This window comes from Sanguibacter antarcticus (genome assembly GCF_002564005.1).
Lineage (GTDB): Bacteria > Actinomycetota > Actinomycetes > Actinomycetales > Cellulomonadaceae > Sanguibacter > Sanguibacter antarcticus.
Genome location: NZ_PDJG01000001.1, coordinates 337,573 through 360,865 on the forward strand (window position 1 = coordinate 337,573; position 23,293 = coordinate 360,865).

Here is a 23,293-nt window from a genome sequence, read left to right on the forward strand (position 1 = left end):
CCTTCTGGCATGCGCAGGCTGAACCCGCGGCGTTGAGCAGTGGCGTGATGCATCGGACGCCGCCGGGTCGTGCTGTTCCGACGGCGTCCGATGGGTGTCATGCAGGTGTGACAGATCAGCCGATGGGGATCAGAGGCCGAGCTCGTCGTAGCTCGTGAGCGCCTTGGTCCAAGACGTTTCAGCGTCGTCCGTCTGGTCGACGTCGACGCGGTTCATGGCGTCGTTGACGATCTGGACGAGCGAGAAGTACGCGCCACCCTTGAACGGCGGGACCGGGTTGACCGCTTCTGCACGGGCCTTGAAGATCTCGCCGACGGGAGCGTCGTTGAAGAACGCGTTCGTCGAGGAGAGGAGCGACTCGTCGGTCAGGGTCTCGACCTGGCTCGGGAAGTTGCCGGCCTCGGCGAAGGCCTTGACCTGCTGCTCAGGGGCAGTCAGCCACAGTGCGAGGTCCTTGGCTGCTTCGATGTTCTTGCCAGACGAGGGGACGGTGAGGAACGATCCGCCCCAGTTTCCGCCGCCACCGGGGAAGACGTCAGCGACGTCCCAGCCCTCGACGCCGCCGGACTCGGACTCGATGGAGCCGGTCATCCAGGACGGGCAGATCATCGTGGCGAAGGCGTCGTTCTGGAAGCCTGCCTTCCAGTCGTCTCCCCACATGCCCAGGTGCGCGGACAGGTCCTGCGACTCGGTGAGGATCGCGTCGTAGGCGGACTTGATCTCGGTGTTGTCAGCGAGGCTCTTGGCCTCACCGGTCGAGGGGTCCTCGTATGCTGCGTCCATCTGGCCGACCTGGGCCTGCATGACGGCGACCGCGGAGTCGTACCAGGCGGAGTCAGAAGCGGCCGTGAACGTGTGGCCGACCTCGAAGTACTTCTCCCACGTGGCGTCCTCGCCCCCGAGGAGCGCGGCGACCTCGTCGCGGTCGGTCGGGAGACCGGCTGCGGCAAAGAGGTCGGAGCGGTAGCAGATGGCCTCGGGGCCGATGTCGGTTCCGAGCCCGATGAGCTTGTTGTCAGCCTTGCCCTGCTCGAGCTTCCAGTCGAGGTAGCGGCCGTCGACCTCAGGTGCCTCGAGGTCTTCGAAGCGGTCTGCGAGGGGCGTGAGCTCGGGCATCCAGTCGATCTCGATGGCCTCGACGTCGGCGAGGCCGTCGCCGCCGGCCGCGAGGCGCGTGGTGAGGTTCGTCCGGGCGTCGCCGGACTCGGCGGCCTTCGTCTGCTTGACGATGATGTCGGGGTTCGCCGCCGTGTACTCGGCGAGGAGTGCGTCGGTGTAGCCGAAGTTGTTGAAGGTCGCGACGGTGAGGGTGATCTTGCCGTCTGCGTCCGGCCCGCCCTCGTCGCTCGAGCTGTCGGAGCACGCGGAGAGGGAGAGGGCGAAGATCGATGCGCCGGCAACCACTGTGGTCAGGCGGCGCGAACGGGTGCTACGGGTCATGTCGAGGACTCCTTTGTCGACGGGTGCGGCACCACTGCCGCTAGTTCCTGTCAGGGAATGTCACGAGACGGGCACGGGGGTGAGTCCGTCTCGTCGAACGTGCACGGGTGTGATCCCGATCTCTTGGGAGCGCTCCCATGCGCTACTGGTGATCCTCGTGGGAGCGGTCCCACCCTGTCAAGCGCGCGAGCGGCGCCGACTGGTGAAACGGTTGCAGAAAACGCATCCTTGCTGGTCAGCGCCGTGTCGTTAAACAGGGGTATGCCAAATTGTTACGTCCTGGGAGCGGACTGGCCGTCTCCGTGCGAGGACGGGCCCTCGGCAGCGATCCATGATGCAGCGCATCGGGCCTCGTCGACGAGCGCCCGCTCGATGGCTTCGGCTGCCGCCTTCTCCACCGCTGCACCGAACAGGGGGAGCGAGCTCTTGATCTCGCCCGAGTACGTCATGACGGATCCGTCGTGGGCGGGAGTCAGCACGACAGACCCCGTCATCCGGACCGGAGCGCCCGTGATGTCGACGGCGACAGTGCCGTAGCGGTCGCCCTGGGTGCCCTCGTGCGGCTCGGCCCACGCTTCCGTCTGGCGGATCTCGAGCTCGTTGCCGACCACCGGGCGCAGGTGCGGCGGGATGAGGTCGCTGGAGATCGTCCGGCGGACGGCGGAGGTGAAGCTGCCGTCCACACCTGAGGTGACGTCCACCTGCAGGATCCGCGAACCGGTCCGCTGTGCCCGGTAGCGGATGAAGTCTTCGTCGTTGACCAGCCGGACGACGGCGTCCGTCGCCACAGGGAAGTGCAGGTCAACGCTGATACGCATCGGATTCTCCTTCGGGCGGTCTCGTCCCACGAGACTACCCAACGTCTGTCGACGTGCACTGGGTCCTGGATCCGCCGCGTGTGCGTAGGCTTTCGTCCGTGTCGACAATGAGCGATCTTGTATCCAAGCACGGCAGCCTTGCTGCGTCCGACGCGGAGTGGCTGCACCTGCTCGTCGGCGACTGGCAGCAGATCTCCGACCTCGCGTTCGCCGACCTCGTGCTCTGGCTGCCGACCGGGGACGGCGGCTACGTCGCGGTCTCCCAGTGCAGGCCGAGCACCGGGGCGACCGTCCACTACGACGACATCGTCGGGACCTTCGCTCCCGAGGGGCTGCGGCCGCAGCTCGAACGGGCGATGGCGGAGGAGGCGACGCAGCGCTCGCGCGAGCCGCGCTGGTTCGGTACCTACGCCGTGCGTGAGGAAGCCGTGCCCGTGGTCCACAAAGGCCGCGCTGTCGCTGTCGTCGCCCGGCAGACGAACCTCGGCAGCGGTCGGACCCCGAGCAGGTTGGAGCTCAACTACGTCGAGGCGGCAGACGACCTCATGAGCATGGTCGCGTGCGGCGACTTTCCCTACCCTGACGCGGCGACGGGCCCGAGGCGCGGGGCCCCGCGCGTGGGTGACGGTCTCATCCGTCTCAACTCGGAGGGCGAGGTGCTCTACGCCAGCCCCAACGCCTTGAGCTGCTTCCACCGGCTCGGCGTCATCGGTGCGCTCGTCGGGGAGTCGCTCATCGAGGTGACGGCCAACCTCATCGAGCACAAGATGCCGGTCGACGAGTCCATGCCGCTCGTCGTCATGGGGCGTGCGCCGTGGCGGACGGAGATCGAGTCGCGCGGGGTCTGCCTGTCGGTGCGCGCCGTGCCGTTGACCGACCGCGGCCAGCGCATCGGCGCGGTGCTCATGTGCCGCGACGTGTCGGAGCTGCGCCGCCGCGAGCGCGAGCTCATCACCAAGGACGCCACCATCCGGGAGATCCACCACCGGGTGAAGAACAACCTCCAGACGGTCGCGGCTCTCTTGCGTCTCCAGGCACGGCGCATGAAGCTGCCGGAGGCGAAGGAAGCGCTCGAGGAGGCGATGCGCCGGGTCGCGACGATCGCGCTCGTGCACGACAGCCTGTCGCAGACGCTCGACGAAGAGGTGGAGTTCGACGACATGGTCGGCCGGGCGCTGCGCCTCGCTGCCGACGTCGCGTCAGCAGACGTGAGCGTGCGGACGGTCGCGAGCGGCTCGTTCGGTCTCGTGCCTGCGCAGGACGCGACTGCGCTGGCTCTCGTCCTCACCGAGCTCGTCACGAACGCGGTGGAGCACGGGCTGACGACCTGCGGCGGCGGCACGGTCGAGATCAACGCTCACCGAGACGGCAAGCACCTGCTCGTGACGGTCTCTGACGACGGTGTGGGGATGGGCTCCGGGCCGACGCCGACCGGCGGGCTCGGTACCCAGATCGTCAGGACGCTCGTGACGAACGAGCTGCAGGGGTCTATCGAGTGGGCGCCGCGGACGGAAGGGGGCACCGTCGTGACCGTGTCGATCGAGCTGCGCGGGGTCCGCGCCTGATCGGTCGCCGGAGCCGGCAGGCCGGCGGGAGAGATCTGCCGGAGGTGCGACGAGGGTGCTGGACAGCAGGACGAAGGCGCACGAACGCAGAGAGGCCCGCCCCGTGCGGGGCGGGCCTCTCTGCGTTCGTGCGAGGTGCGTGCGTGCGGGGTGTCAGCTGGCGCGGCGGGCGCGCGCGGTCCGACGCTTGAGCGCGCGGCGCTCGTCTTCGGACAGTCCGCCCCAGACGCCTGCGTCCTGACCGGACTCGATGGCCCACTTGAGGCAGGTGTCGACTACGTCGCAACGACGGCACACGGCCTTGGCCTCGTCGATCTGGAGGATCGCGGGACCCGTGTTGCCGATCGGAAAGAACAGCTCCGGGTCTTCGTCGAGGCAGGCTGCGCGGTGACGCCAATCCATGGGATCTCCTAAGCAGGGGGGCGCCAGCCCATGAAAGGGCTACGGGGCGCGCGGGGGGTGGTTGTTACTGCTGGTCACTAGGTTCACACCTCCACCGATAGGTGCACAAGGGTTACGACGAGGTTTCTAGCAGATGACCGATGAGGCCTTGGTCACATTGCTGGTCGGGGATGCTGTGTGCTTGGGGTATAAGGACGACCGCTTCTTTGGTGCAAAACGTTGGAATCACAACGATCTTCCCAGGTCTGGGGTACAGGCGTGCCACGTTCAGTGATCGGGCGACGGGGCGTGCAGCGTTGTCAGTGCGTTATCGTCGCACCAACCATGGCTGATGACTTTTCCCCCGCACCGGCCGACCCTGGACCGGCTGATGACGAGCCGGCAGGACGGCGAGACGCGAAGTCGTCACGCCCTCGGGTCGTGACGTGGGTGGCTGTGGTTCTCGGGCTCCAGGCTGGCGTGCTCGTCGGGCTGGCAGCGCTCGGCGTGGTCGACGTGTTCCGCGAGGGCGAGCGCGCCGTGGGTGTCGCCCTGGCGCTCGTGGTCGCGGCGCTGCTCGGGGGATGGCTCCTGGGAGCCTGCGCACGGGGGCTCGCCGCAGGAGCCCCATGGGTCCGTGGGCCGGCGACGACGGTCCAGATCCTCGCGCTGCTCGTCGCGCTGAGCCTCGTCCAAGGTGGCCTGCGCCTCCTGCCCGCAGTGATCGCCGGCTGTGCAGCGGTGGCTCTCGTCGGCCTGATGCTGCCTGCCGTGGTCGCCTACACCCAGCGCGCCACCATGCCGTTCGCCGACGACGCCTGACTCGCTCACGCGACTCCGGCTGAGGGGTGTTCAGTCGTCTGAGAGATCGAGGTACTCCTCGAGCCTGGCCTCGTCGGTCCCGAGCTCTTTCACGTCGAAGCCCAGGGCGTCGGAGGCCTCGTCCGCGGTCAACGAGTACGACTGAGCGCCTGACGTGACCGACACGACCTCGAGGTTGGACACCAGGCCGAGCACGAGCGTGGTCTCAGAGCTGAGGTCCACCGTGTCGAGCGACGTGTCGAGGGCGTCGAGCACCACGGTCAGTCCGTACGGCTCCTCCTTGGTCTGCAAGGAGAGGGTGAAGTCTCCTACCGTCCCGAAACCTGCTTCGTGGGTCAGCGCGATCATGCGCGAGTTGTCACCGACGAACTCGGTGCGAGCCGCCCACAGGGACTCCGTCCGGGTCAGTGGTTCCGACTGCTCTGAGCTCGGTGCGCACCCGCCCAGAGCGATCGCGACTGCCAGCACACCCATGGTCGTCCGAGCTCTCATCGTGGTGCCCCCGTGTCGGTATCTGCGCAGGCCAGACGGCCTTCCCGGGTCGATTGTGCCAGGTCTGCCTAGCCCGGCCCAGCCCCGCCCAGCCCCACCCAGCCCGGCTTCACGCGGCGTTGCTGCCCTCGTGCGCGAGCTGGACGAGCCAGGTGCGCCGTGCGTCGACGAGGGCCCCGCGACCGGGGACATGGACGTCCGGCTCCACGAGCCAACCGAGGTCGACACCGAAGACCTCTGAGCTTCCCGGCGTGCCAGGGTCGAGGACGATACCGCGCCCGGCGGACCGCAGATCGGCCAGCAGGCCTCGAAACGCTCCTGCTGCTGCGCTCGTCGTGGCCGAGGCGACGACGGTGGTTCCCGGCATCTCGTCGAGGAACCTCTGCACGGCGTCGAGCACGGCTGGGCAGGTCTGGGCGAGAGCATCGAGGTCGTCGACGACCATGACCTGGCGCGGCACCTCGGGAGCCGTGCCGAGGAGGGGTGCCGGACCTGACGTGCTGGCCCGGGACAGACCCTCGACGATCTCGGCCGTCGAGCGTGCGGAGCCTGACGAGAGGACGAGCGAGCATCCCACCTCTGCTGCCAGAGCGAGCAGATGAGGGTCGCGGCTGAGGACAGCGACGATCTCGACGTCCGACGGCACCGTCCGAGCGACGAGGGCGAGGGCTGCCGACCGGCCTGAGCCGTGGGGTCCGCAGACGAGGATGCTGCGACCGAGCGACAGCCCGGTGGTGGTCGCGCGGTCTCCGCCCCTCCCTAGCCGCAGGGCGCCGCCCGACACCTCAGTCAGGTCGTCCTCGGTCACCCGCCGCGGCACAGCCGCGACAGTCCATCGGAGGCGTTCGGGATCGTCCACCTCGCCCACCTCGCACGGGGAGCCTCCAGGTCCGGTCGCCGCCGGGCTCCACGGCGCGGTGACCGCCACCTGGCAGCGGGCTGCCGGTTCGGTGCCCACGAGGACGGCCCGTCCGGGGATGCCGCCTCGGCCTGCGAGGTCTGGGGTGATCCCGAGGTACACGTCGTCGTGCTTCTCGCTCCCGCTGAACAGGAGGCGCTGCGTGAGGAGCATCGACACGGCCGAGGACGGGATCCCTGTGGCAGCGACGACGACGTGGATCCCGCGAGACGAGCCCTCCCGCAGGATCGAGACGAGGAGCTCGGAGCCTGCCCCTCGGTGCACGGCGCTGAGCGCTCGCTGGACGTCCTCGAGCCCGTCGATGACGAGGACGTGCCTCTGCCGAGAGAGTGCAGGGTCCCGCGTCGAGGTCGGAGCCGTCGCCAGCAGGAGCGTGAGCAGCCGGGCGAGACGTCGCGGGTCCGAGGTGTCGACCACCGTCGCGTGAGCCTGTGGTGGGCCGGACAGGAGCGCGCTCGGTCCGACGAGATGCACGATGCAGCCCGCAGCACGGGCTGCGTGCGCGATCGTCCGCAGAGCGGTCGTGCGCCCCGTGCCGGCTCGGCCAGCCACGAGGAGATGACCCGCGTCGAGGTTCCAGGCGACGGGTTCGTGGCGCTGCAGCTCGGGACGGTCCGCGACACCGAGCAGCAGCGCGCAGCCGGCGCCCGAGCCCGCGGGCGGTGACAGCGACGCCCACGGGGTCTGGGTCGGGAGCTCTGGCGTCCAGGGCACCCGTGGTGCTGGCACTCCCAGTGCTCGTGCGGCTGCACGGACCGCGTCGACGACCGCTCGGGCCGGATCAGTCGGCGCAGCACCGGGAATCGCTGCAGGTTCGGGAAACGACCAGGGCGTGCCCAGGTCGCGCACGTCCCACCGCGGGGACACCCAGACCGTGCGTCCACGACCGCTCGTCGTACCCCCGGCGTGGTACGTCTGGACCGGTTCTGGTGCCGCGAGGCCCCTGCGGACGAGAGCGCGACCAGGACACTGCGCGGGGATCGACGTGGCGCCGGACGAGCCGATGATGTCGCTGGAGTCCGCATCGTCGGCGACGCGGAGCGCGATCCGCAGCGAGATGTTGGCGCGCATGTCGGGTGTGATCGCGCCGCCCGGTCGTTGCGTCGCGAGCACGAGGTGCACACCGAGCGAGCGTCCCTGGGCTGCGATACGGACGAGGCCCGGGATGAACAGGGGGTGGTCGTCGGCCATCGCCCGGAACTCGTCGACGACGACGAGGAGCCGTGGGAGCGGCTCGGGGCGCCGGGGGTGTGCGCGGTACTCGTCGAGGTGCGTCGCTCCGACGCTCGAGAAGAGGCGCTCGCGTCGGCGGAGCTCGGCGCGGAGGCCGTCGAGGGCTCGCTCGACGATCCCGGGATCGAGGTCGGTGACCTGACCGACCACGTGGGGAAGGTCGACGCAGGCTCCGAAGCTCGCACCGCCCTTGTAGTCGACGAGGGCGATGGCCAGGTCGTCGGGCCCGCTGCGGAGCGCGAGGGCCAGCAAGAAGGTCCGGAGGAGCTCCGACTTCCCGGCCCCGGTGGTCCCCGCGACCAGGGCGTGCGGGCCGTCGGCCAGGAGGTCGAGAACCGCAGGGCGGCCGTCCGAGGCGATCCCGATTGTCGCGCGCACCTGGTGCCGTTCGCTGCCCGTCCATCGCTGCACGACGGCCTCGACGAGCGGGCTGCTCTCAGACGCGCCCAGAAGGTCCGAGAGGTCGAGGCCTGCACCGCCGGACGCTCGACCGTCGACGTCACCGAGGACGAGACCGAGGACAGAGGCGAGGCTGTCGACGAACGGCGCGGAGGCAGGCAGCGTCGAGCCGGTCAGCGAACGCGTCGTGCCGCCTCGCGCGCCCTGGTCGTCCGTGTGTATCCACCGGTCGGTGCTCGCGAGAGCGCAGACCCGACGGGCGTACTCGTCCAACCAGCGAGGCCCGACACCCTCGAAGGGGGTGTGCTCGGTCCCGTGCCCCGGCGCGGTCCACGTGACCGACAGCGGTGTCACCGTCGCGACAGCCGAGCACCAGGACGGCACGGTCTCGTTGCCCTCACCGACGACGACGAGCACGGCGCGCTCGCCGTGAGCGGCGTGCCAGGCACCGAGCAGGGCGTTGAGCTCGGGCGTCCGGTCGGCGTCGACGACGAGGAGAGTCCCGGGCCCGGTGGGCAGCGGCTGGTCGCAGGACGCGGGCCCCGAGGTGCTGCCGGGGATCCACCGCGCCCACGCCCAGGCGACCGTCCGCCCTGGGGAGGTCAGCACGACGATGCGTCTCGCGCGGCCGGTCGCGTGGAGCGCCACGAGCGTCCGGGCGACGTGGGCGACGACCGCAGCGCGAGGCCCGACGACGGCGAGGCAGCCGGCGTCGAGGTCGCCCGGCAGCACCGGCCGGTCGCTGGTCTCGTCGGGCTGGTTGTCGCCGAGCCACGGGGAGCGGGGCCGGGAGCTGTCCCGCGCGAGGAGGTCCTGGCGTGGGACGGCGGCGCTGGCGAGGGCTGCCGTGAGCAGGTCCACCGGTCGCAGGCCCGCACGAGGGCACGGCCGTGCACCGGGGTCGTCGTCGCGGGCCGGCGGTGAGCTCGGCGCCGGCTGCCCAGATCCTGTCGGTCGTGCTCGGCGCCGCCGCGCGAGGAGGGGGCCGAGCACCATGAGCGGACCGATGACGGCCATGACCGCGAAGACGGGGTTCTGCAGCGCGACGGCGAGAGCGACGGACGCGACAGCCGGGAGGAGTGCGGTCGAGAGCATCGCTGCCGTCGACCGGATCGCGGGGTCGTGGACCGGTGCGCGGCCGGCCGCGTCGTCGCGGAGGTTGCGGACCAGGGCACCGAAGGTGGCGTCCGCGAGCCGTGGCCGCACGCGGAGCTGTGTCCGGCTCGTCGTACCGGCGCTGTCGGTCACCTCGAGCGTGACGCCTGGCTTCCACGTCGCCCAGCGATGGAGCCGTGCACGACGCAGGCGCCGGGTGCGTCCGTTGCGCTGCACGAGCCGTGCCTGGGCGGAACGCTCGGGGCGGACACTGACACGGAGCCGGCTGCGGCGGACGGTCCGGGCCTGGACGCGCACGCCAGGGAGTCCCCCCGCGATCGGCTCCCAGACGGCACCGGCAGCCACGGGGTGCACGAACCCGGTCCGCGGGCCGGCGAGGTGCGCCAGATGGAGCGGAGACTCGAGCGCGCTCGAGACGAGGTCGGGTGCGGCCGGGGTGGTCCGGAGCAGTGCACCGGCGACGAGCGGTGGCTGGCCGACGACATGGTGGTCGTCGAGCGCGTGGTCTCCGACGTAGAGCTGCGCTCTGGCGAGCTCGTGGCGGCCGGTCACCCTGGCCACGGAGCTCCGGAGCGAGCCGAGCGGGAGGCCGCGTCGCAGGTGGACGTCCTGGCCAGGACGGATGGTCACGGGGACACCGGGCGAGTCGTCGGAAGGAACAAGAGGAGCGGGCACGTGCCGAGCGTGCACCGAGCCAGGCCCGGACGGTACGCGGGTCAGCGGTCGTGCGGGACGGGCACGCTCGTCCACAGGACGACGTCCAGCTCTTCTCGGTGCTCACTCCACGGCGAGCGCTTCGACCGGCGAGGTGCGCGCGGCGCTGCGGGCCGGGAGGACCGAGGCGAGCAGGCCTGCCGCGAGCGCGACCGCGACGATGCTCGTGAGCTGCAGCCACGGGACGGACAGGTGGATGTCCGCGAACGATCCGAGCACCACCGCCGCACCCATCCACCCGTACCCCAGGCCGAGGACGACGCCTGCGACGGCGCCCACCCCGGCGATGAGCATCCCCTCGATCGCCAGGGTGCTGCGCAGCTGGCGCCTGCTCAGACCGATGGCTCGTAGCGTGGCCGACTCTCGACGGCGTTCGAGGACCGACAGCGACAGCGTGTTCGCGACCCCGACGAAGGCGATGAGCACGGCGATCCCCAGGAGCCCGACCGTGACCGCGAGGATCGCGTCGATGAGCTGCTGGATGGTGGCTCGCTCGAGGGCGGCACCGGAGATCGTCACTGCGTCTTCGGACAGGGTCTCGCGGACGGTGTCGATCGTCGTGGCGGCTTCGTCGATGTCCGAGAGCCGCACCCAGGCTTGGGTGATCCCGGCTGCGGCGTCGACCTGGGCGAGGGCAGCTGGTGTGACGATGAGCTCGAGCAGAGGCAGCTCGGTGATCGTCGTGCTGAGAACGACCGTCCCGCTCGGTCCGGTGAGCTCGAGCACCGCGTCCGCAGGCATGTCGTAGGCGTCAGCAAGGTCTTGCGAGAGCAGGACGACGTCGTCGGTCAGACCGTCGAACCATCCGGGCGAGCGCACAGCGGCTCGTGCGTCGTCGGGATCGACCCCACGCAGGGTCCCGGTGCCGAGGACGGTCTGCCCGTCCCAGCTGATCGTGACCTCGGTGCTCACGAGGGGGGTCACGTGCGCGACGCCGTCTACCGCCGCGAGCTGGTCGAGCAGCTCGGTGCTGAGCGGGGTGGGCGTCCGCCCGCCCGGAGCGTCAGAGGCGACAGAGAGGTCCACGGGAAAGGTGTCGTCGAGCGTCCCGTCGAGCGAGGACCGGGTGGTCGCTGCGGCGACGGACATCATGGCGACGAGCGTGACACCGATGAGGAGCGCTGTGCTCGTCGCCGTCGTGCGCCGTGGGTTGCGTGCGGTGTTCGCGGCCGCGAGCTGGGCGCTCGCACCGCGCCGGGAGAGCGGGCGCCCGACGACCCGGACCACGGCTGGTACCCAGTACACGGCGCACAGCAGGATCGCCACGAAGGAGAGGCATCCGCCGAGCACACTGGCGAAGAGCGCGACCTCGGCGGCGTGGTCGGTGAGGAGGACCGCTCCGACGCAGGCCGTGAGACCGCCGACGAGCGCGACGAGGCAGACCACGAGACGGGCCTGTCCTGCGGCTCCGTCGGTGCTCGGAGACTCTGCGGGCCGCAGGGCCGCGAGGGGCGCCACCCGTGTCGCGGCACGTGCCGGCACGAGGCTCGCGAGGATCGTCACGACCGTGCCGACGACGAGCGGCACGAGGACGGAGGCCGCCGTGATCGTGATCGTCGGCGGGACGGGGACCGCGAGCTCGGCGCCGCGGAGCATCATGACCGCGACCTGGACGAGGACGGACCCGAGCGCGACGCCGACCACCGAGGCCACGACGCCGAGGGTCGCGGCCTCGAGCACCACGGACCGGTGCACCTGGGCTTTCGTCGCACCGACGCAGCGCAGGAGCGCGAGCGTGCGGGTGCGCTGGGCGACGAGCACCTGGAACGTGTTGGCGATGACGAGCGCCGCGACGAGCAGCGCGATCGCGGCGAAGGCCAAGATGGTCCCCGTGAAGATGTCTGCGCCGGCGGTGAGCGAGGAGACGGTGCGGGCAGCGGCCTCGTCCTTCGTCAGGACGTCGTAACCCGTGGGGGCGGCCGCTGCGAGCGTCGCACCGACCTCTGGGAGGTCGGCCCCGGCATCGAGGGCCACCACGGCTCCGGTGAAGAAAGGCAGAGCCTCGTCGGGCAACCCGTCGAGGAGGCTCTCCTCCGTCATCACCGCGGCACCACCCTCCATGGCGAACGCGCCGTCCGGGTCGTCGAGGAGCCCGACCACGACCATGGTGATCATCGACTCGAGATCCAGACCAGCCCCGGGTGGCCCCGCGATGAAGGTGGCGCGCGCCCGGCCGACCTCGTCCCCCACACCGACGTGGAGACGCTCGGCGGTGGCCTCCGGCAGCGCGACCTCACCGAGAGCGGCCGGCATTCTGCCGCTCGTGGCGACGAGAGGCTGGAGCGCCGGGTCGCTGCCCGTCGGGATCACAGGAAGGCTCGCCCGACGGTCCCGGTGCGCGAACGTCGTGAACGTCCGTCCCACGCCGTCGAGGGCCGCGATGCCGTCGAGGCTGCGGAGTGCGTCGATGTCGTCCGACGAGAGACCACCCAGGCCAGACCTCGGCTCGCCGTCGTCCACGAGCACGAGGTCGGCGTCACCGTAGCCGGCCGCGACCGAGTCGAAACCCGCCCGCTTGAGGACGTCGCCAGCAAGGAGGGTCGCTGCCACGAACGCGGTCCCGATGACGATCGCGATCCCAGCGGCAGCCAGCCGCCCGACGCTCTGTCGCATCTGCGCGAAGGTGAGCGCGAGCATCAGCCCACCACCGGCGTGGTGCGCGCGTCGGCCGTCGACTCGAACGCCCGGAGCGCGTCGAGCCCAGCGAGCACCGACTCCGGGGTCGGGCTGTCGATCTCGCCCGCGATCCGACCGTCAGCGATGAGGATGACCCTGTCCGCGTAGGCCGCGGCCGCGGGATCGTGCGTCACCATGATCACCGTGCGACCTAGCTCACGGACCGAGCGGCGCAAGAAGCTCAGCACCTCGGCGCCTGACCGGGAGTCGAGGTTGCCCGTCGGCTCGTCGGCGAAGACGACGTCCGGACGCGCGATGAGCGCCCGTGCGATAGCGACGCGCTGCTGCTGCCCTCCAGAGAGCTCCGCCGGCCGGTGCGAGAGCCGGTCACCGAGGCTGAGCGTGCTCACCAGGGTCTCGAGCCACGCCGTGACGTCAGCGTCTACCGCGACGCCCGCGAGGGTGAGCGGCAGGAGGATGTTCTGCTCCGCCGTGAACATCGGCAGAAGATTGAACGACTGGAAGACGAAACCGACACGGTCCCGGCGCAACGCCGTGAGCTGGTCGTCCGTCAACGCGGTCACGTCGGTGTCACCGATGAAGGCCCGGCCCGACGACGCGGTGTCCAGGCCCGCCAGCAGGTGCATGAGCGTCGACTTACCCGAGCCGGACGGTCCCATGATCGCCGTGAAGTGCCCCGCCGCGAAGTCCACGTCGACCGCGTCGAGAGCCGTGACCGTCCCCTCGCCCTTCCCGTAGCGCCTCGTCAGCGCACGAGCCCGTACGGCAGGCACCCCACCTGAGGGAGCCGGTGACAAGGACTGGTACACGGTCGTATCCATGGGAAGGCTCCAAGATCTCGGCGCAGGTCAGGCGCGGTGCCGGGCGTCTCCGGCACGCTTCCCACGCTAGCGACGACCGTCCGGCCGCCGCGTCACGCCACAGGAGGGCGGCGCCAGCGCCACGTCATCCCGCAGGGGGAGCCCTGTGCCCCGGCATCACTCCCCAGGACGGACCAGGCCCGTCTCGTACGCCGTCACCACGGCCTGCACGCGGTCGCGCGCCCCGAGCTTCGACAGGATCCGCCCCACGTGCGTCTTGACCGTCGCCTCCGCGACGAACAGGTCGCTCGCGACCTCGTGGTTCGACCGCCCACGGGCCATGAGGACGAGCACCTCGCGCTCGCGGTCCGTGAGGCTGTCGAGCGCGCAAGCCTGACCGGAGTCGACGAGCTGCTCGTGCGGCAGCGGGGTCACGAGCCGGTCGAGGAGCCGACGGGTCGTCGACGGGGCGATGACGGCATCCCCGGAGTGCACGGTTCGGATGGCCGCGAGCATCTCCTCGGGCGGTGCGTCCTTGAGCAGGAACCCGCTCGCTCCTGCGCGGATGGCGGTGAGGGCGTACTCGTCGAGGTCGAACGTCGTGAGGACGATGATGCGCGGTATCGCCTCGGTCCTGGTCGCGGACCAGATCTCGGTGAGCTGCGCCGTCGCCGCGAGCCCGTCGAGGTTCGGCATGCGGACGTCCATGAGCACGACGTCGACCGGGTGGTCCGTGAGCAGACGCACGGCCTGCGCCCCGTCGCCTGCCTCGACGACGACGTGGAGGTCGGCCTGAGAGTCGATGACCATGCGGAAGCCTGCGCGCAGCAGCTGTTGGTCGTCGACGATCGCGACGCGGATCGGCGCCGCGACCTGCTCGGCCGGCCACCGAGCGGCTGCCGTCGGCGTGGTGGACGGCTCAGCAGGCATCGTCGTGCTCCTTGGGCTTGGGCTTGGGCTTGGGCTTGGGCTTGGGCTGTCGCGGACCGTGGGGCGGGGCGTCATGGTCGCGGGGCGGGCAGCGGCAGCTCAAGGATCACACGGAAGCCGCCGCCGGGACGCGGCCCGGCGGCGAAGGTGCCGCCGAACATCGCGGCACGCTCGCGCATGCCGACCAGCCCGTGCCCGGGGGTGTCGGTCGCTGCGGACGCGCCGCGTCCGTCGTCGTCGACCTCGAGACGGACGCTCGTGCGGCCCCACGTGAGGAGCACGGTGACCGCAGGGTCTGGTCCCGCGTGCTTGAGGACGTTCGTCAGCGCTTCTTGGCACACGCGGTAGAGGGTGAGCCCGGTGCCGGGCGGGAGGGTGCGGGGCGTTCCCATCCGGACGAGAGAGGCCCGCGACCCGGACGTGCGCACCTGGGCGACGAGCGTCTCGATGTCCTCGGCAGCGGGCTGGGGCAGCAGCCCGGCGGCCCCGGTTCGCGTCGTGGACCCCTGACCCTCGCCGGTGTCCGTGTGCAGGACGCCGAGGAGCCGGCGCATGTCCGCGAGAGCGGCCCGCCCGGTCTCGGCGATCGTCCCGAGGGTCCGGGCTGCTGTCTCGAGGTCTGCTGCGGCGGCGTAGCGGCCGCCGTCGGCCTGCGCGATGATCACCGAGAGGGAGTGAGCGACGATGTCGTGCATCTCGCGGGCGATGCGGGCCCGCTCGGCAGCGGTGGCGAGCAGCGCGTGCTGGTCGCGTTCGATCTCGAGGCGCAGCGCGCGGTCGCGCAAGGCGTGGATCGTGTCCCGGCGGGCTCGCAGGACGAGCTCGAACGCCCAGGTCGCGAGGAAGATCGCGCCGACGAAGACGAGCGTGAAGAATGCCGCCCCGAGAGGGGGCCGCCCACCAGGTGGCCCGACGAAGACGCCGAGTCCGGCGCAGCCGACGAGTCCGGCGACGATGGCGGTCCGGTGCGCCCAGCGCGGGCCGTAGACCGTGATGGAGAAGAGCGCGACGAGAACAGAGAGGTCGACCGGAACGAGGAGGGGCACGCCGAGGAGCTGGTGCAGGAGGACGGCGCCGTACACGAGCACGACCGACAGCACCGGCCTGGTCCGACGGACGGCGAGGGGGCCGACGACGAGGAGCGAGAGCACGATCAGAGCCCCGGTGCCGCCCACCGTTCCCGTCCAGACGGGGCCGTCGCCCGCGACCACGAGCGACGCTGGGACGCCCACGAGGGCGAGGGCCGAGGCGGCGACGATGTCGACCGTGCTGCGGTGGTCGTCCGACCATCTCGCGAGCGCGTCGTCCCTGTTCATCGCTCGAGCCTAGGCACGCTGCGGCGCTCTGGCGTCCACCGGCAGGCGGACCCGGCGGACTGCGCGTCCTCCCGCAGGTGGGCGTGTCGGGCCGGTGTCGGCCAGCGCGGCGGTACATGTGACCAACACGGTCGTGGCCTGGTAAGCGGTGAGGTCGTTCCATGACCTAGCATGGGCGAATGACTCACGTACTTCTGGCAGAGGACGACCCGGCTATTGCCGAACCTTTGGCACGTGCCCTCTCACGGGAGGGATACAACGTTGTCGTGCAAGGAACAGGTCAAGGCGCGATCGACAACGCGTCTGGTGCTGACCTCATCGTCCTGGACCTCGGTCTTCCGGACATGGACGGACTTGAGGTCGCTCGCGCGATCCGCGGGCTCGGCCTCACCACCCCCGTCCTCGTGCTCACTGCGCGCGCAGACGAGGTCGACCTCGTCGTCGGCCTCGACGCCGGAGCAGACGACTACGTGACGAAGCCCTTCCGGCTCGCTGAGCTCCTCGCACGTGTCCGGGCTCTGCTCCGGCGCACCCACGGAGATCCCGGCGACGTCGAAGAGCTCCAGGCGCAGGACGTCAAGGTCGACGTCGCCGCTCACCGTGCGTTCCAGGGTGACCGCGAGCTCCACCTGACGACGAAGGAGTTCGAGCTCTTGCGCGTGCTCGTCCAGGGTGCGGGCACCGTCGTCGTGCGCGACATGCTCATGCGAGAGGTCTGGGGGTCCGAGCCGATCGGCTCGACCAAGACTCTCGACATGCACGTCTCGTGGTTGCGCCGCAAGCTGGGCGACGACGCGAACTCTCCCCGCTACATCACGACGGTGCGGGGCCTCGGCTTCCGTTTCGAGTCCGGCGAGAACTGACGCGACGCAGTCGCTGCCCGTCCTGGGCGCTTCTGACGCGCCGGAAAGGGTGAGCGATGCGACGCAGAGTCCTTCTTGCGACCGTCTCGGCGGTCGCCGTCGCGGTGATCCTCCTCGGTCTGCCGCTGGGCATCCTCGGTGGCACGCTCGTGCACGACAACGAGGTACGCGACCTCCAGACGCGCACCTCTGAGCTGGGCCGTTTCGTCGAGGGCCGGATCGACCGTGACGAAGCGATCGACGAAGAGCTCCTCGAACGCTTCGTCGGCGGCGACGACGGGCGGCTCGTCGCGTACGTCCTCGTCATCGCGCCGGACGGTCAGCAGACGACCGCGGGAGAGCAGATCGAGGGCCGCGTCGTGGAGCGGCCCATCCGCACCCAGTCGAACGCGATCGTCCTCATCTCCGTCTCGTACTGGGACCTCTACCTGCGCAGCGCGCAGATCATCGTGCTCGTCATCGCGGCGGCCGTGCTCGCGTTCGGTGCCGGCATCGTCATGGCCGTGTGGCAGGCGAACCGCCTGGCTGCACCGCTCGTGTACCTCGCCGCGTCGGCAGAGCAGCTCGGGTCCGGACAGGTCCGGCCCCGGGTCGAGCCGTCTGGTGTCGAGGAGATCGACCTCGTCGCAGCCGAGCTGGCACGCTCGTCCGACCGGATGGCAGGGCGGCTCGCAGCAGAGCGGCAGTTCGCCTCCGACGCGTCGCACCAGCTGCGCACACCTCTCACCGCGCTGTCCATGCGCCTCGAAGAGATCGGTCTCGCTGCCGGGGACAACGACGAGGTGAAGGAGGAGGCGCGGATCTCTCTCGAGCAGGTCGAGCGGCTCGTCCGGGTCGTCGACGACCTCTTGCACCGGTCACGGAGCTCCGGCGGGACCACCGAGGCCGTGCACCTGCTCGAGGTCGTCCAGCAGCAAGAAGAAGAGTGGGGCCCGACGTTCGAGCAGAACGGTCGCGCGCTCGTCCTCGACGTCGCGGCCGGGGTGCACGTGCTCGCGACGCCCGGTGCGCTCGCGCAGGTGCTGGCGACCCTCATCGAGAACTCGCTCAAGCACGGTGCGGGCACCACGACGGTGCGGGCCAAGAAGTCGGGCCCGAGCGGTGCGATGGTCATCCAGGTGAGCGACGAAGGGCCCGGCGTCCCCGACGACCTGGCGCCACGCATCTTCGAGCGCGAGGTGACGTCCGGCAAGGGCACCGGCCTGGGTCTGGCGCTCGCTCGGGACCTCGCGGCTGCAGACGGGGGACGGCTCGAGCTGTCGCAGCGACGTCCGCCGGTCTTCTCCCTCTACCTCTCCGGCGTGCCCACGACGATGGATCCAGAACTCGTGCTGCCCCGTGGTGTCGCGATCTCGAGCAAGGGACGCAAGCGGCGTTCCTGGTAGGTGGTCTCGGCGCTGTCCTGACGCTCAGCGGGCCATGCCACTCCAGGCCGCGAGGCCATGTTAGGTCATGTCATGCCACGTCAGGCGCTCGGTGCCTTGTCAGCGGTGAACACCCAGGAGCGGTACGCCACATAGCGGAACGCGGTACCGAGCACGAGGCCGACGCCGTTCGCCGAGATGTTGTCCGCGAGCGGGGATCGCAGGTCGAGCACGTAGTGCGAGAACCCCAAGCACGCGACGGCGATGGCCATCCCGCCGATGTTCACGACAGCGAAGCCCATGAGCTCGCGCACGCGCGTGGGCGTGCGCCGGTCGGAGAACGTCCAGTACCGGTTCCCCACCCAGCTGACGAGCGTGGCGATGGCGACGGACAGGATCTTCGCGGTGATGGGCTTGTCTTCGAGCAGGTCACCGGGACCGAAGCGCAGGAGATTGAACATCCCGGTGTCCACGACGAAGGCCAGGCCACCGACGCTGCCGAACCGGAGAACCTCGAGGATCTGGGTGTGTCGGCGACCGCGGGGCGGACGTTGCGCAGGGGGCCCGGAGAGGGTGTCGACGTTCGATGTCGGGGCTCCGGTTGCCATATGGGCAGATTAGCGTGACGATCTTGACGTTGCGATGCTTGTCCACGTCCGCGCACGGACGGCGGGGCCGGTCCGCACAGGTGTCGACTAAGGTTGCTCCTCGTGGCAGCACCAGTGATTGCAGTGATAGGCGGCGGGCAGCTGGCCCGGATGATGGCTCCTGCGGCGGGAGCGCTGGGCGTGCACCTGAGGGTGCTCGTCGAGTCTGCGGACTCGTCTGCAGCCCAGCTCGTGGTGGACGCCCCGGTGGGTGCGGCGTCCGACGAGCAGGCGGTCCGTGATCTCGTCCGCGGGGTCGACGTCCTGACCTTCGAGCATGAGCACGTCTCCGACGACCTCCTGCATGATCTCGTGCGCAGCGGTGTGCCCGTCCACCCCGGTCCTCATGCGCTCCTGCAGGCGCAGGACAAGATCGTCATGCGCCGCAGGCTCACTGAGCTCGGCGCTCCGTGTCCTCGCTGGGCCGAGCTCTCGCGGGACCCAGCGACCGCGCGCACCGAGCTGGCGGGCTTCCTCGCGGCCGCTCGTGACGGTTCCGCCGTGGTGAAGACGTCCCGCGGTGGGTACGACGGCAAGGGAGTGCGCGTCGTGCGCTCGCCCGAGGAGGTCGACGACTGGTTCGCCGGCGTTGCGGCCGGTGGGCCGACGCTCCTCGTCGAGGAGAAGGTGCCGTTCGCCCGAGAGCTCGCGGTCCTCGTGGCACGGAGCCCGAGCGGCGAGGTACGGACCTGGCCCGTCGTGGAGTCCGTCCAGCGCGACGGCGTGTGTGCTGAGGTCGTCGCCCCGGCCCCGGGGCTCACAGCGGCGGAGGCGGAGCGTGCCCGCGAGGTCGCGACGCGGATCGCGGAGAGGCTCGACATCACCGGCGTGCTGGCGGTCGAGATGTTCGAGGTTCGTGGCGCAGAGGGCAGCGAGCCGGAGATCCTCGTCAACGAGCTCGCGATGCGTCCGCACAACTCCGGGCACTGGACCATCGACGGGTCGGTCACGAGCCAGTTCGAGCAGCACCTGCGCGCGGTGCTCGATCTCCCGCTCGGAGACACGGCGCCGACTGCTCCGTGGACGGTGATGGTCAACGTCCTCGGCAGCGGGCTCGACGAGCTCACGGACGCGTTGCCAGGTGTCCTGGGCCAGTTTCCCGACGCGCGGGTCAACCTCTACGGCAAGGCCGTGCGCCCCGGGCGCAAGCTCGCGCACGTCAACGTCTCCGGGACCGACCTGGACGACGTCCGGAGCCGGGCACGAGCAGCAGCTGCGCTCCTGCGCGGCGAATGACAGCAGCGCCGTCCGGCGCTCGACGACCACAGCGAAGGACAACGACATGAGTGCACCAGCGGTCGGCATCGTCATGGGCTCCGACTCGGACTGGCCGGTGATGCAGGCGGCCGCGGACGCTCTCACCGAGCTGGGCGTCGAGATCGAGGTCGACGTGGTCTCGGCGCACCGGATGCCGACCGAGATGATCGACTACGGCCGGTCGGCTGCTGAGCGGGGGCTGCGGGTCATCATCGCTGGAGCGGGAGGGGCGGCGCACCTGCCGGGGATGCTCGCGGCAGTCACTCCGTTGCCCGTCATCGGGGTGCCTGTCCCGCTGGCGTATCTCGACGGGATGGACTCTCTCTTGTCGATCGTGCAGATGCCGGCAGGCGTTCCGGTGGCGACGGTCTCGATCGGTGGTGCCCGCAACGCGGGCCTCCTTGCTGCTCGCATCCTCGGCAGCGGGACAGACGACGAGTCCGCTGCGCTGCGTGCGCGCATGGTCGCGTTCCAGGAGTCGCTCGCCGATCAGGCGCGCGCGAAGGGTGCTGCGCTGCGGAGCTCGCGCGAGCGTCGGACGGGCTTCACCGTCTGAGACGTTGGTATCCCGGCGCTCAGCCGGGCAGCCCGCCGACCGTGCCTGCGGACAGGTCGCCGTTGGCGATGTCCGTCCAGAACTGTGGTGCGAGGTCGGGGTCGAGCCGGACGGTGGACCCGATGGTGCCGGGACGGTAGTCCAGGTCGCTGATCGGTGGTGTCCCGGTGATGCCGTCGGTGCCGTTCGCCGCACGGAAGGCCAGGGCGAGCCGGGCGAGCTCGAGGATGTTGGTGTCGTTGTCGACAGTGACGACCCCGAGGGCGGACCCGATGAGGTCGGTCTGCTTCCCTGGTTGGAAGAGCAGGGACTTGTCCTGGAGCGTGGAGCTCACCGCGCCGATGACCTGACGCTGGCGTTCGCCTCGCCCGATGTCACCTTCTGGGTCGGAGTAGCGCATGCGGGAGAACTCGAGCGCTGTCTCGCCGTCCGACAGGTGGCAGCCGGGTGTCCAGTTGAGCCCGCTGTTCACGTCGTGGACCTCATAGTCGAGGCACAGCTCGACTCCACCGACTGCGTCGACGATCTGTTCGACACCGCTGAACCCGACCTCGACGTAGTGGTCGACGGTGAGGCCGCTCAGACCTTCGACGGTCTTGACGAGGAGCGGTGCTCCGCCCCAGGCGAACGATGAGTTCAGCTTGTTTGCGCCGTTGCCGGGAATCTCTGCGTAGGTGTCGCGCGGGATGCTGATGAGTGCCGTCGGCCCAGAGTCGGGCACGTGAAGCAGCATGATCGTGTCCGTCCGCGCGCCTTCCGTGCCGTCTTCTCCGATCGCACCGTCGGCACGCGAGTCGGAGCCTGCGAGCAGGTAGGTGGTGCCGTCGGTCGCGGACGCTCCCGAGAGGGCATCGGTGTGCGCGATCTTCCCGTTGGCCCACAGGAGCAGGCCCACGGGCCAGGCGATGACGAGGACGAGCAGCAGGACGAGCCCGATGCTGATGATCCGTCGCCACTCTGGCTTGATGCCGCCCTGACCGGGATCGGTCGAGGTGCTCGGCGGGGACCCGGGCGGACGTCCGCCCGGCGAGCCTGCTGCACTGTGCGACCCGGCTACGCCGGTGGGACGTGCTGCGCCTGCAGGACGGCCTGTGACGGGTCCGCGCGCCGGGTTGGGCCGTGCGCTGGTCGGGGGCAGCGACGTCGTGCGTGATCCGCCCGCTTGTGCGGGAGCGCCTGGTTCCGAGCGGGTGTACCCGGCTGGCTGGCCCGCGGAGGGCGCGAAGGAGGCGGGGCGTGGCGCACCTTGCGCAGGGGTCGGTGATGCCGCGCGGCCCGAGTAGCCCGGGGGGATGGGGTGGCGCGGTGGCGTCGGCGGCTGTGCGACCCGTCCGGGGGTGTCCGCGGCTGCGCGGCGGACAGGGTTCTGGGGGGACGGGATGCGGCCGGCGGGGCGTGGGGCTGTCTGCGATGCGTTGCTGACCGGCTCGTGTGCGGACGGGCTCGCAGAGTCGTCGGGGATCGGGCGGTTGCTCCCGGTGTCGACGACCTCGATGCCGGGCTCGTTGCCGGCAGGGCGGCCGGGGCGGCCCGACTGCGGAGTGAAGCTGGGGGGTGGGGTGGCGTGATTGGAACGCGAGGGGTCGGTAGGTGTCATCAGGTCCTCGCTCAGCCGCAGACGGCGGTGGTGTCTGCCGAGGTGAAGGCTTCTTGGCCCGGGTCCTTCGTCTCGACGGGGGTGGTTTCTTCCGGCGTAGCGGGGTCGATGGAGGTGTCAGGCGTCTCTGTGGCCGTCGCTGCGGGGTCAGCGACCTCGGGTTCTTCGACGGTGACGATGGGCTGGTCGGCGACCATGTTGGCCCAGACGGTGTCCGCCTCAGAGGTCCACACGACGCGGTTCGCGTCGGAGGGCGCAGTGGCGATGGGGATGGTCATGAAGGTGATCTTGTCGCTCGTGATGGTGCGCAGGGAGTAGGCGAGGCCGCTCATGTTGGGGAGTGAGGCGAGCTCTGGGCTGGCGGTGAGCGAGGAGGTGGCGGCGTTGAGGAACTTGAGCAGGTCAGGTGTGTTCGTGAGGATGTTCTTGTCGAGGACCGTGCGCAGGGTCGCGGCGAGGAGCTCTTGCTGGCGTCCGATCCGGTTGAGGTCGGAGCCGTCCATGTTCGCACCGGTGCCCTTGCGGGCGCGTGCCAGACCGAGGGCCTGCGCGCCGTCGAGGGTCTGTTCCCCGGCGGTGAGGTAGAGGCTCGCCTCAGGGGCCGCGATGTCTTCGGGGATGCACATCGACACCCCGCCGATCGCGTCGATCATGCCCTGGAACCCGGCGAAGTCGACGAGCGCGAAGCCGTCGAGCGTCAAGCCGGTGAGGGACTGGACGGTCTTCATGGAGCATCCGACGGCGGAGTCGACGTCGCCTCCGTAGTCGTAGCCGAAGGAGAAGGCTGCGTTGAACATCGTGTCGCCCGACTCGTTCGTGGTCGTGCCGTCGCTCATGGTGCACGACGGGATGTCGACGAGGGAGTCGCGGGGGATGGAGACCATCTCCATGCGGGAGCGGTCTGCGGAGATGTGCAGCACGATCGTCGTGTCTGAGCGCATCCCTTCCTCTTCGCCACCGATCTCGGCATTTTCGCCGGAGCGGTCGTCGGAGCCGAGGAGAAGGATGCTGATCGGCAGGCCCGCGTTGGGGTCGGTGATACCCGTGGGAACCTCGGAGGCGTTCCCGAGGAGGGCACTGACGTCGACCGAGTCGATGTTGTTCTGGAACGTGTAGTAGACCGCTCCTGCTGCGGAGGCCGCGAAGGCGAAGACGCCGACGACAGCGAGGGTTGTCACGCGCAGGAAGCGATGAGAACGCTCGGACCGCCCGTGGGCAGGACCGCGGAGGGCTGCTTCGGCGTTCTGCTCACGGAGCGCGGCCCTCGAGGGCGCAGGGGGAGTCGTCACAGTCGGCAATCCTAATCCTGAGGCACGCAGGAGCAGCGGGCGCTCCGCGACAGGGTCGTGGAGGGATTGTGGAGGAGGCCGCTCACGCTTTCGACGATTGTCCCAGGCTCGGCGCTGGTGGAGGTCATCAGGCTGTCG

General features: G+C 70.3%; 18 protein-coding genes. 6 read left to right on the plus strand and 12 right to left on the minus strand.

What is annotated here, in order from left to right; translation table 11 throughout:
* Positions 1–129 precede the first annotated feature (129 nt).
* Together ATL42_RS01565 and ATL42_RS01570 are read right to left on the minus strand one after the other, a co-directional pair.
* The gene (locus ATL42_RS01565) at positions 130–1,440 is read right to left on the minus strand and encodes an ABC transporter substrate-binding protein (protein WP_098453845.1); all 1,311 of its coding nucleotides are present in this window, start codon (positions 1,438–1,440) and stop codon (positions 130–132) included.
* Positions 1,441–1,712: 272 nt separating this feature from the next.
* Entirely contained in the window at positions 1,713–2,258 is a 546-nt protein-coding gene (locus ATL42_RS01570) for a DUF2505 domain-containing protein (protein ID WP_098453846.1), read from the minus strand.
* Positions 2,259–2,365: 107 nt separating this feature from the next.
* Between ATL42_RS01570 and ATL42_RS01575 the strand changes: the two genes are divergently transcribed.
* Positions 2,366–3,823 (plus strand): sensor histidine kinase, encoded by a 1,458-nt coding sequence (locus ATL42_RS01575; RefSeq protein ID WP_098453847.1) that lies wholly within the window; start codon positions 2,366–2,368, stop codon positions 3,821–3,823.
* Positions 3,824–3,976: 153 nt separating this feature from the next.
* Here ATL42_RS01575 and ATL42_RS01580 read toward each other — a convergent pair whose 3' ends face one another.
* A complete protein-coding gene (locus ATL42_RS01580; protein WP_093183738.1) occupies positions 3,977–4,225 on the minus strand; it encodes a WhiB family transcriptional regulator in 249 nt (82 codons plus the stop codon).
* A 324-nt stretch (positions 4,226–4,549) separates the two neighbouring features.
* Between ATL42_RS01580 and ATL42_RS01585 the strand changes: the two genes are divergently transcribed.
* Positions 4,550–5,026 carry a hypothetical protein gene (locus tag ATL42_RS01585; protein ID WP_143556671.1) on the plus strand — a complete coding sequence of 159 codons (477 nt, stop codon included), beginning with the start codon at positions 4,550–4,552 and terminating at the stop codon, positions 5,024–5,026.
* A 30-nt stretch (positions 5,027–5,056) separates the two neighbouring features.
* Here the strand turns inward: ATL42_RS01585 and ATL42_RS01590 are convergent, their stop codons facing one another.
* The 6 genes from ATL42_RS01590 to ATL42_RS01615 form a co-directional block, all read right to left on the minus strand.
* Positions 5,057–5,500, minus strand: a complete 444-nt coding sequence (locus ATL42_RS01590; protein WP_169925311.1) for a DUF4825 domain-containing protein — start codon at positions 5,498–5,500, stop codon at positions 5,057–5,059.
* Positions 5,501–5,627: 127 nt separating this feature from the next.
* Positions 5,628–9,860, minus strand: coding sequence for an FtsK/SpoIIIE domain-containing protein (locus ATL42_RS01595; protein WP_143556673.1), 4,233 nt, complete (start codon positions 9,858–9,860; stop codon positions 5,628–5,630).
* A 102-nt stretch (positions 9,861–9,962) separates the two neighbouring features.
* Positions 9,963–12,536 (minus strand): FtsX-like permease family protein, encoded by a 2,574-nt coding sequence (locus ATL42_RS01600; protein ID WP_098453851.1) that lies wholly within the window; start codon positions 12,534–12,536, stop codon positions 9,963–9,965.
* Positions 12,536–13,357 carry an ABC transporter ATP-binding protein gene (locus ATL42_RS01605; protein WP_098453852.1) on the minus strand — a complete coding sequence of 274 codons (822 nt, stop codon included), beginning with the start codon at positions 13,355–13,357 and terminating at the stop codon, positions 12,536–12,538. The genes ATL42_RS01600 and ATL42_RS01605 overlap by 1 nt, the downstream gene beginning before the upstream one ends.
* A 156-nt stretch (positions 13,358–13,513) precedes the next feature.
* A complete protein-coding gene (locus ATL42_RS01610) occupies positions 13,514–14,266 on the minus strand; it encodes a response regulator (RefSeq protein WP_169925312.1) in 753 nt (250 codons plus the stop codon).
* A 71-nt stretch (positions 14,267–14,337) separates the two neighbouring features.
* The gene (locus ATL42_RS01615; RefSeq protein WP_098453853.1) at positions 14,338–15,582 is read right to left on the minus strand and encodes a sensor histidine kinase; all 1,245 of its coding nucleotides are present in this window, start codon (positions 15,580–15,582) and stop codon (positions 14,338–14,340) included.
* Positions 15,583–15,761: 179 nt separating this feature from the next.
* On the opposite strand from ATL42_RS01615, the gene ATL42_RS01620 reads away from it, so the two are divergent.
* On the plus strand, positions 15,762–16,445 hold the full coding sequence (locus ATL42_RS01620; protein ID WP_098453854.1) for a response regulator transcription factor: 684 nt from the start codon (positions 15,762–15,764) through the stop codon (positions 16,443–16,445).
* 56 nt (positions 16,446–16,501) lie between these two features.
* Positions 16,502–17,830: an ATP-binding protein gene (locus ATL42_RS01625; RefSeq protein ID WP_098453855.1), complete on the plus strand. Its 1,329-nt coding sequence runs from the start codon at positions 16,502–16,504 to the stop codon at positions 17,828–17,830.
* Between the two features lie 80 nt (positions 17,831–17,910).
* Here ATL42_RS01625 and ATL42_RS01630 read toward each other — a convergent pair whose 3' ends face one another.
* The gene (locus ATL42_RS01630; protein WP_098453856.1) at positions 17,911–18,417 is read right to left on the minus strand and encodes a GtrA family protein; all 507 of its coding nucleotides are present in this window, start codon (positions 18,415–18,417) and stop codon (positions 17,911–17,913) included.
* 102 nt (positions 18,418–18,519) lie between these two features.
* Here ATL42_RS01630 and ATL42_RS01635 point away from each other — a divergent pair, with 102 nt between their 5' ends.
* Together ATL42_RS01635 and purE are read left to right on the plus strand one after the other, a co-directional pair.
* A complete protein-coding gene (locus ATL42_RS01635; protein ID WP_098456247.1) occupies positions 18,520–19,692 on the plus strand; it encodes a 5-(carboxyamino)imidazole ribonucleotide synthase in 1,173 nt (390 codons plus the stop codon).
* A 46-nt stretch (positions 19,693–19,738) separates the two neighbouring features.
* Positions 19,739–20,269 carry a 5-(carboxyamino)imidazole ribonucleotide mutase gene (gene purE / locus ATL42_RS01640; RefSeq protein ID WP_098453857.1) on the plus strand — a complete coding sequence of 177 codons (531 nt, stop codon included), beginning with the start codon at positions 19,739–19,741 and terminating at the stop codon, positions 20,267–20,269.
* Positions 20,270–20,288: 19 nt separating this feature from the next.
* On the opposite strand, the gene ATL42_RS01645 is transcribed toward purE, so the two are convergent.
* Both ATL42_RS01645 and ATL42_RS01650 read right to left on the minus strand, forming a co-directional pair.
* Positions 20,289–21,866 carry an LCP family protein gene (locus ATL42_RS01645; protein ID WP_098453858.1) on the minus strand — a complete coding sequence of 526 codons (1,578 nt, stop codon included), beginning with the start codon at positions 21,864–21,866 and terminating at the stop codon, positions 20,289–20,291.
* Between the two features lie 11 nt (positions 21,867–21,877).
* Positions 21,878–23,155 carry an LCP family protein gene (locus ATL42_RS01650; protein WP_098453859.1) on the minus strand — a complete coding sequence of 426 codons (1,278 nt, stop codon included), beginning with the start codon at positions 23,153–23,155 and terminating at the stop codon, positions 21,878–21,880.
* Positions 23,156–23,293 lie beyond the last annotated feature (138 nt).

Excerpts from the sequence above, each read along its gene's own strand:
- ATL42_RS01565 (WP_098453845.1), bottom strand. The coding sequence starts at position 1,440 with ATGACCCGTAGCACCCGTTCGCGCCGCCTGACCACAGTGGTTGCCGGC.
- ATL42_RS01570 (WP_098453846.1), bottom strand. The coding sequence starts at position 2,258 with ATGCGTATCAGCGTTGACCTGCACTTCCCTGTGGCGACGGACGCCGTC.
- ATL42_RS01575 (WP_098453847.1), top strand. The coding sequence starts at position 2,366 with ATGAGCGATCTTGTATCCAAGCACGGCAGCCTTGCTGCGTCCGACGCG.
- ATL42_RS01580 (WP_093183738.1), bottom strand. The coding sequence starts at position 4,225 with ATGGATTGGCGTCACCGCGCAGCCTGCCTCGACGAAGACCCGGAGCTG.
- ATL42_RS01585 (WP_143556671.1), top strand. The coding sequence starts at position 4,550 with ATGGCTGATGACTTTTCCCCCGCACCGGCCGACCCTGGACCGGCTGAT.
- ATL42_RS01590 (WP_169925311.1), bottom strand. The coding sequence starts at position 5,500 with ATGGGTGTGCTGGCAGTCGCGATCGCTCTGGGCGGGTGCGCACCGAGC.
- ATL42_RS01600 (WP_098453851.1), bottom strand. The coding sequence starts at position 12,536 with ATGCTCGCGCTCACCTTCGCGCAGATGCGACAGAGCGTCGGGCGGCTG.
- ATL42_RS01605 (WP_098453852.1), bottom strand. The coding sequence starts at position 13,357 with ATGGATACGACCGTGTACCAGTCCTTGTCACCGGCTCCCTCAGGTGGG.
- ATL42_RS01610 (WP_169925312.1), bottom strand. The coding sequence starts at position 14,266 with ATGCCTGCTGAGCCGTCCACCACGCCGACGGCAGCCGCTCGGTGGCCG.
- ATL42_RS01615 (WP_098453853.1), bottom strand. The coding sequence starts at position 15,582 with ATGAACAGGGACGACGCGCTCGCGAGATGGTCGGACGACCACCGCAGC.
- ATL42_RS01620 (WP_098453854.1), top strand. The coding sequence starts at position 15,762 with ATGACTCACGTACTTCTGGCAGAGGACGACCCGGCTATTGCCGAACCT.
- ATL42_RS01625 (WP_098453855.1), top strand. The coding sequence starts at position 16,502 with ATGCGACGCAGAGTCCTTCTTGCGACCGTCTCGGCGGTCGCCGTCGCG.
- ATL42_RS01630 (WP_098453856.1), bottom strand. The coding sequence starts at position 18,417 with ATGGCAACCGGAGCCCCGACATCGAACGTCGACACCCTCTCCGGGCCC.
- purE (WP_098453857.1), top strand. The coding sequence starts at position 19,739 with ATGAGTGCACCAGCGGTCGGCATCGTCATGGGCTCCGACTCGGACTGG.
- ATL42_RS01645 (WP_098453858.1), bottom strand. The coding sequence starts at position 21,866 with ATGACACCTACCGACCCCTCGCGTTCCAATCACGCCACCCCACCCCCC.